This is a genomic window from Pseudomonas sp., assembly GCF_032058845.1.
Lineage (GTDB): Bacteria > Pseudomonadota > Gammaproteobacteria > Pseudomonadales > Pseudomonadaceae > Aquipseudomonas.
The window spans coordinates 1-8,150 of record NZ_DAMCCR010000149.1 but is presented as its reverse complement, the minus strand read 5'-3'; the positions used below and the strand labels follow the sequence as shown (position 1 = coordinate 8,150).

3 protein-coding genes are annotated in these 8,150 nt (G+C 65.8%); all 3 read right to left on the bottom strand.

The window, feature by feature from the left end:
• The coding region (locus tag RT028_RS19145; RefSeq protein WP_409567311.1) for an AAA family ATPase at positions 1-735 on the bottom strand (735 nt) is incomplete at its 3' end.
• Positions 736-826: 91 nt separating this feature from the next.
• Positions 827-4,510, bottom strand: a complete 3,684-nt coding sequence (gene recB / locus RT028_RS19140; protein WP_312936885.1) for an exodeoxyribonuclease V subunit beta — start codon at positions 4,508-4,510, stop codon at positions 827-829.
• A complete protein-coding gene (recC, locus tag RT028_RS19135; protein ID WP_312936884.1) occupies positions 4,507-7,989 on the bottom strand; it encodes an exodeoxyribonuclease V subunit gamma in 3,483 nt (1,160 codons plus the stop codon). The genes recB and recC overlap by 4 nt, the downstream gene beginning before the upstream one ends.
• Positions 7,990-8,150 lie beyond the last annotated feature (161 nt).

The window sequence follows — 8,150 nt, the reverse complement described above, 5'->3', positions numbered from 1 at the left end:
CAGGCGGATGCGCAGTGGCCGGTCGGCGTCGACGCGCGAGCCCTGCAACAGCGCCAGCAATCGCACTACGGTGGTGGTCTTGCCGGTGCCGGGGCCGCCGGTAATGATGCTCAGCGCCGCGCGGGTGGCCAGGGCGCAGGCCAGTTTCTGCCAGTCGATCTGGCCGGCGACGGGTGCGCTGAACAGTGCGGCGAGGCGCTGCGACAGATCCTCCGGCACTTCCACCGGCAACGTCAGGCGCTGGCGCAGGCTGCCTTCGACGGCACGCTCATAGGTCCAGTAGCGGCGCAGGTACAGGCGCCCGTCGTTGAGCACCAGGGGCCGGTCGCTCGGGCCGTGCAGGCCGTCGGCGATCAGGCTCGATGCGCGCAGGGCCTGCAGCCACTGCGTAAGGTCCAGGGGAGCCATCACGCTGGAGGGCAGCACGGAGGCGGCTGAACTGTCTTCACCCTCAGGCGGTAGCGACAGCGCAAAATCCGGTTCGGCGAGGGTCTGTGTCAGGTCGAGGCAGACATGCCCGTGGCCCAACTGATGGCTGGTCAAGGCGGCCGCCAGCAACACCAGCGGCTCGCTGCCCAAGGCTTGCTCATCCAGAAAGCGCACCAGCGCCAGGTCCAGCGCGCGCAGCCAGCCCTGGCCGACCCAGCGGTCGAGCAACGCGAACAATCCGGCGGTGGAGTCCAGGGACGGCAGCGCGTCAGCTGCAGTTGGTGTGGGCGTGAACAGATCGTTCATGGACGAACCTCGGCAAACGGATCAGCCTGAGCGGCGGTAGCCAGTGTTTGCAGCACGTCACCTGCAGTCGGCATAGCAGCGGACACATCGTTCATGGACGAACCTCGGCAAACAGATCGGCTTGAGCGGCGGTGGCCAGTGTTTGCAGTGTGCCTTGGAACAGTTGGTCGAGCTGTTCGATCAAGGCTCTCGGCGGACGGCTGAAGTACACGCCACGGCTGCGCGCGTTGAGCCCGCGCAGGAAGATGAACACGGCGCCGCCGACATGCTGGTCGTAGTCGTAACCCGGCAGGCGGGCCTTGAGCTGGCGGTGCAAGGCCAGCAGGTAGAGCACGTACTGCAGGTCGTAGCGGTGTTCGAGAATCGCCACCTGCATGGCCGCGTGCGAATAGCTGGCGTTGTCCGCGCCCAGCCAGTTGGACTTGTAGTCAGCCACGTAGTAGCGGCCTTCGTGCTCGAAGCAGAGGTCGATGAAGCCCTTGAACAGCCCATTCAGGCGCCCGCCCTCGGCAGGTGCGCGGGGGGCGCCGTGGTGGGTGTGCTGGCGCACCAGGGTGTCGAGGCGCACCACGTCCACGTCGCGGCTGGCGAACCAGAACTCCAGTTCGTAGCGGTAATCGGCAAGGTCAGACAAGCGTACTTCAGCGCCATCGGCCAAAGGCAAGGCTACGCTGAGCAGGGTCGTGAGCCACTGCTCCAGGGTCGGAATCCAAGCGTCCCAGCCGCGCGTTGCGCAACGTCGGGCGACCGTGTTACGCAACGCCTCCGGATGCTCGGTCAACTGCCCGAAACCCTCGCGCCCGGCCCACTCCAGCAGGCCGTGGAGGAAGGTGCCGGGGTGCGGGCCGCGTGGGAACTGGTGGATCGAGCCATGCCCCGCGCTGAGTTCGTTGGCGTTGCCGAGGGGTTCATCGTCCAGCAGGTTTTGCGCCTGCAGGCTGTCCGGTGCCCAGTCGCCGTCGATGCTGTCGGCGATTCGCAGCGCACTGTAGGACGCGATCCACCAGTACTCGGCAGCACGCCTGGACGGCTCACGTGCCGCTTGCAGACGCTGCTCGCTGCGCACGGGTGTATAGCGTTGCTCGCTGGCTTCGGGCAGGGCCTGCACCGCCACGGCGGGGTGACCGCCCTGCACGTCCGTCAGCCACGCGGCCAGGCCGCTCGAGTCGGCCAGCGGCGCACCACCGCCGAGCAGGTAGCCCAGCGCCGAACGGTGCAGCACCGAGCGGCTTTCCCGTCCGCGCTTGAGGTCTGCCACCCCCAGCCAGCACGCGTATTGCGCACGCGTCAGGGCCACGTACAGCAGCCGCAGGTCCTCACCCAGGCGCTCATCGTCGGCAGCGGCAATGACGGCTTCATCCGGGGTCATGGTGGTGCGCAGCTCGCCCTGTTCATCGTGCCAGGCGACTGGCAAGCGACTGCCATCCACCGGCCGCGCGCTACAGACGAAGGGCAGAAACACCAGCGGGTATTCCAGGCCCTTGGACTTGTGGATGGTCACCACCTTGACCAACTGCTCGTCGCTCTCCAAGCGCACCACCTGATCTTCGCCGCCATCGGCCTCGCTGGTCAGGCGCTCGCCGAGGTAGCGAATCAGGGCCTGCTCGCCGTCCAGCTCGGCCGAGGCCTGCTGCAGCAGTTCGGTCAGGTGCAGCAGGTTGGTCAGCACCCGCTCGCCATCGGCACGGGCGGTGAGGCGTACAGGCAACTGGAAGTCGTGCAGCAGCCGGCGCAACATGCTCAGCACCCCTTGTGTGCGCCACAGCGTGCGGTAGTCGCGAAACTGCATGACGCGCCTTTCCCACGTCAGCTCATCGCGGTTGAGCGCTTCGAGCTCGGGCAATGGCCGGGCCAGGGTGACGCTGGCCAGCGCCGCGCGCAGCAGACGGTCGGCGTCCGGCTCGGCACAGGCGCGCAGCCAGGCCAGCACGTCCAGGCCCTCTTGGCTGCGGAACACGGACTCTTTGTCAGACAGGTAGACACTGCGCACCCCGCGCGCGCGCAGCTGCGCGCGGATGGCCTGGGCTTCGCCACCGTCGCGCACCAGGATGGCGATGTCCGCCGGCGCCAGCGCGCGCTGTTGACCGTCCTTGCCAGCGAAGCCGCACTGGCCCGCCTTGGCCAGTTCCAGCAGACGCACGATTTCACTGGCGCAGGCCGGCGCGAGGTGGTCGCGGTAGGTGCCGTTGGCAAGCGGTTTGTCGCTGGCCAAGGCCCAGAACGTCAGTGCCGGCTGTGCCTGGCCCTGCACCTGCAGTCCATCGTCGCGGCCCTTGGCCGCCACCGACACGAACGGCACCGGGTTGTCCTTGCCCTCGCGGAACAGGAACGCGCCGCGCCCCTCTTGCCGTGCCTCGGCAGACTCGAACACGCGGTTGACGCCGGCCACCATGGCTTCGGTGGAGCGGAAGTTGGTGCCCAGGCTGTGCAGGCGTCCGGCACTGGCACGCCGCGCGCGCAGGTAGGTATGGATATCGGCGCCACGGAAGGCATAGATGGCCTGCTTGGGGTCGCCGATCAGGAAGATGCCGAGGTCCTGGCGGTTTTCCTCGATCTGGTAGATGCGCTCGAAGATGCGGTACTGCACCGGGTCGGTGTCCTGGAATTCGTCGATCAGCGCCACCGGGAACTGCTCGCGGATGATCCGCCCCAGCGCCTCGCCCGACTCACCGCACAGGGCGGCATCCAGGCGCAGCAGCATGTCATCGAAGCCCATCTCGGCACGTCGACGTTTCTCATCTTCAAAACGAGCGCGCACCCAGGCGGCGGCGTGATCGAGGGCCGCAGCACCGGGGTCGGGCAATTGTTGCAGGCGTTGGCGCAAGGTGACCATGGCGTCCAGCGCGGGGTGGCTCGGCGGGCTGGTCTTCCAGGCTTCTGCCAGGCCGTCGGGCGTGAGCCGCTCGAAGCCTTTACCGAGGTCGAGCAGGTGGCTGTCCGCTGTGGCCTGCCACTGCGTCAGCGCCTCCAGCCATGGCTCGAAATAACGGGGCTGCAGCTTGCGCGCGTCCACGGCCTTGTCGGCAACGCCTTGCAGCAACAGCGTGCGCAGTTCTTCGATCCATACGCCCCAGGGTTGCTTGATCGCCGCCAAGGCTTCAAGCCGCCGGCGCAGACCGCCTGCGATGTGCTGCGCCGGGTCAGCGCTGGGGTCAAACGGCGGTGCGCTGCCGAGCATGCCTTTGACTCTGCCCAGCAAGGTCGTGGGGGACTTCCAGTGTTCGCGCACCCAGCCCAGGGTCTCGCCGGCCATGGCGTAGCAGAACTGCCGCCAGTAGTCGCGCGCCACCTCGTTGAGCAGTTCGCTGTGGTCGGTTTCCAGGCTCTGGGTGAACAGGCTGCCGCTGTCCAGGGCGTGCTCGCGCAGCATGCGCTGGCACCAGCCGTGAATCGTCGACACGGCGGCTTCGTCCATCCACTGCGCGGCGGCGTCGAGCTTGCTGGCACAGAGCGGCCAGATATCGCTGGGGTAGTCGTCGCGCAGCTGGCTCACCAGCGCATCCGGCGCTGCAATTTCCTCACGGAAAAACTGCGCAGCCTGGGCCAGACGCGACCGGATGCGGTCGCGCAGTTCCTTGGTGGCCGCGTCGGTGAAGGTCACAACGAGGATCTGCGGCGGCAACAGCTCGCGGCCAAAGCCGCATTCGCCTTCGCCGTGGCCGAGCACCAGGCGCAGGTACAGGGCAGAAATGGTGAAGGTCTTGCCGGTGCCGGCGCTGGCTTCGATCAGTTGGCTGCCACGCAGAGGGAAGGTCAATGCCAGAGGGCGACTCATCGGGCAGGCTCCTGGGTCTGAAGGTCCGCCCAAGGGGCAGTGAACAACGGTTCGTACAATGCCTGTACCCAGCCTTCGAACGACTCATCGGCCGTCAGGGCGGCGAAGTCGGGGAATTGCCGGGCCAGCGCCATGTCGCGGGCTCGCTCACCGGCTCCACCCTGCACGAACTCCGAGCCTTCATAGGCAACCTGCGCAGCTTTGAGGCCAGCGTCGCGGTCTTTGCCGGCCAGAAACGCGAATGCCGTGCGCGGCGCCACCGGTAGAGGCTGCGTCATGCCTTGGCGCCAGGCCAGCAGCATGTCGGCAAGCGCCGTGCGGGCGTGGTCGGCGCTCAACGGGGGTAACAACAGGGTGGTGTCGCTTGCCACGACCGCGGTGTGCAGCGGCAGACCTTCAGCACAGGCCGCCAGATGATGGACCCAGCTGTCGATCAACCTGGGCCACTTGCGACCGCCCCGGGCATTGATCGCATTGGCCATGAGCGTGACGCGTAGCAGGGTCCCGTCTGCACCTTCGTGCAAGCCGGCCAGCCATCCGTCCAGCTCGATGCCGTGGGCGGCGGCGTACAGCGGCAGCGCGCTGTGCACAGGGGTCGGCCAGCGTGTCAGCAATGCACGATAGCGGCTGATCAGGTCGGGTAACGGGGCAATCAGCTCGGCCTGCAGCGACTCGCCGAAGCCGGCCATGGGCAGACGTCCGGTAGCCTGCAATCGGCTGGCCTGAGTGCCCAGCAGCGCTTCAAGCTCACCGTCCTCGCCTTGCAGCACGGTCTCCAGCAGTTCGGTGCTGAGGGTGTAGTGCTGCAGCCCGTCCAACAGGAAAGGCTCGGCCTCCTCGAGCGCGTCTTGCACCTGCTCGAAGTGCACCTTCAATCGCTGCGTGTAGAAATGCTTTACCGGGTTGCGCAGGAAGTTGGTCAGCCCTTCGATCGCCAGGGGGCCGTCAGGCTCGAAAGGCGGCAGGTCAGTGGCTGGGGTCGAGGCTGCGCTGGGCGTTTCATGCACCGCCTGCCACTCCCGCGCATAGCTGAACAGCGCGGCCTCACCCTCCTGGAAGTAGCGGATGCTGAACGGCTGCAAGGGGTGTTCGACGGTCAGCGCGTGGATCAAGGCGTCGGCCGGCAGGTCGACAGCGTGTGCATCGTCACCCCGCAGATGCCAGCCTGCGGCCAAGTGATCACGCAACTGGCCAACCAGCACCGACGGCGGTCGTTCAGTGTTGTCGCGAATGCTGCGCCCGACCCAGCTGATGTACAGCTGTTTGCGCGCTGACAGCACTGCCTCCAGCATCAGGTAGCGGTCGTCCTCGCGGCGCGAGCGATCTCCGGGACGGTAATCGGCGGCCATCAGGTCGAAGTCCAGAGGTGGCTGTGCACGCGGGTAATCGCCATCGTTCATGCCCAGCAGGCAAACCATCTCGAAGGGAATGGCGCGCATCGGCATCAGCGTGCAGAAGTTGACAGAGCCCGCCAGGAACCGCTGATTCAAACCGCCTTGGTCGAGCCCGGCCAGCCAGGCTTCACGGACCACGGTCAGCGGCAAAGCCGCTTGCAGCTCGACCGCCTCGCAGGTATGCAACCACTGGTCGCGCAGCTCGTCGAGCTGAATGAGCAGGTGCTCGGTGTGCTCGTCTTCAGGCTTGAAGAAGTCGCTGACCAGGCCCTGCAGGCGCTGGCTCCAGACCTCTGGCGTGGTGGCTTCGAGCAATGCCTGATACCAATGATCCAAGCGATCGACAAGCGCGAACAACGGGCCCACCAGCGCCGCGTCGAGGCCACCGACTTCGTCGTAGGGCTCGACCCCGCCGAAGCGCTCGCCACTGCCGACGGCATAGCCCAGCAGCATGCGCCGCAAGCCAAATCGCCAGCTGTTCTGCTCCATGCTGCCCGGTAGGCCCAATGCTTCACGCTGGCGCGCATCCAGGCCCCAGCGCACCCCGGCACCTTCGATCCAGCGGTGCAGGATGGCCAGTGATTGCTCGGGGATACCGAAACGTGCGCGCAACGATGGGACGTCGAGCAGGTCGAGGATCTCGCCGACGGCGAAGCGACTGTCAGGCAGCTTCAACAGGTGTTCGAGTGCGATGAGCAGCGGGTCACGGCCCCGTTGGGCCTGGTCGTTGAGGGTAAAGGGGATGAAGCGCCTGTCGTCACGCGGCACTTGGCCGAACACCGCGCGGATGTGCGGTGCGTAGCCGTTGACGTCGGGGACCATGACGATGATGTCGCGCGGGTTGAGCTTGGGATTGCGGGAAAACTGTTCCAGCAACTGGTCATGCAGCACTTCCACTTCCCGCTGCGCACTGTGGGCGATGTGGAAGCGGATGGAGGTGTCTTGCTGCGGATCGACTGCCGGCCAATGCTCGCGGGTTTCTGCAAGCGGGCGCAGTTCGAGAATGTCGTCCTGCAGCTGGCTGAGCAGTGAATCAGGGGCTTCATCGCTGTAGAGGTCGATCTTGCCATCGCTGAACGCACCCCGGTAGCTGTCTGGCTGGTCGAACTCGTCCAGCAGGGCAATGTAGTCGCGACCCTGCTTGCCCCATGCGGCGAGCAAAGGCTGGGCATGCTGGTGCAGGCTGGTGGCGTCGAGCTGGAGCGGCACACCCGGTTTGCGGCTTTGCCGACGGTATTCGCGTCTGAGCAGGTCTTTGTCGGCGACGATGTCTGCCCAATGGTGGCGGCAAGGGTTGTGCACACAGAGCAGCACCTGGGTGAACCGGGCGAGGCCTGCCAGGGCATGCAGCACTTGGGCAGGCAGGGAAGAGATGCCGAACACGATGACGCGGCTGGGCAACCCCTGGGGCGCCGTTTGTGTGGATTGCACGATGTGCATATAGCGTTGGTGCACGCCGGCGCGGCTCTGGGCCATGCCGTCAGCGCCGACATCTGCAAGCAGCGCCTGCCACAGTGCTGCCTGCCATTGATTGCCTTCGGACAACGGACGCAATTGGTCGCGACCGTCACGTAGCTGGTAGCGGCCCGCTGCCCAGTCTTCCAGCCAGTCGGCGCGGTATACCTGGTACTGGTCATACAGATCGGCCAGGCGCTGGGATAACTGGTAGCGCTTGCGCATGTCGCGATCGTCGTTGAGGAAGCGTGCAAGTGGCGCGAAGAGCGGTTGCTCGATCAGCGTGGGCAGCAAGCGCATCAGTCGCCACGTGAGCGTGGCTTTGTCCAACACGGACGTTTCGGGAATTTCCTCGCGACCCAGCACGGCTCGGTACAGGCGCCATAGAAAGCTGCCGGGGAGTTGCACGTCGATCGCTGCGGCGATGCCGCAACCGCCGTCATCCTGGTCGGCCGCCAGGGCCATCTTCAGCCATTGAGCAATGCCGTTGCTCTGCACCAGCACTACTTCGTTTTCCAGCGGCCGCAGTGGGTAACTGCGCATCCACTCCACGACCAGGCTTCGCAGGTCATCTGACCGGTTACCGTGGATCACCATGAAACCGGGCGTGATGGAATCGAACTGCGACATTGCGGCTACCTGGAGGCGTTCAAAGGGAAACGATGCCATCTGTCCCGGGTGGTCGCAAGCATGGGTTTGGAGGCGATCTTGAGTAAGCTTGGGAGATTTTACAGAACGCAGAAAAGACAAAACCCCTACCTGCCTGAGCAGATAGGGGTTTTGCGAAATGA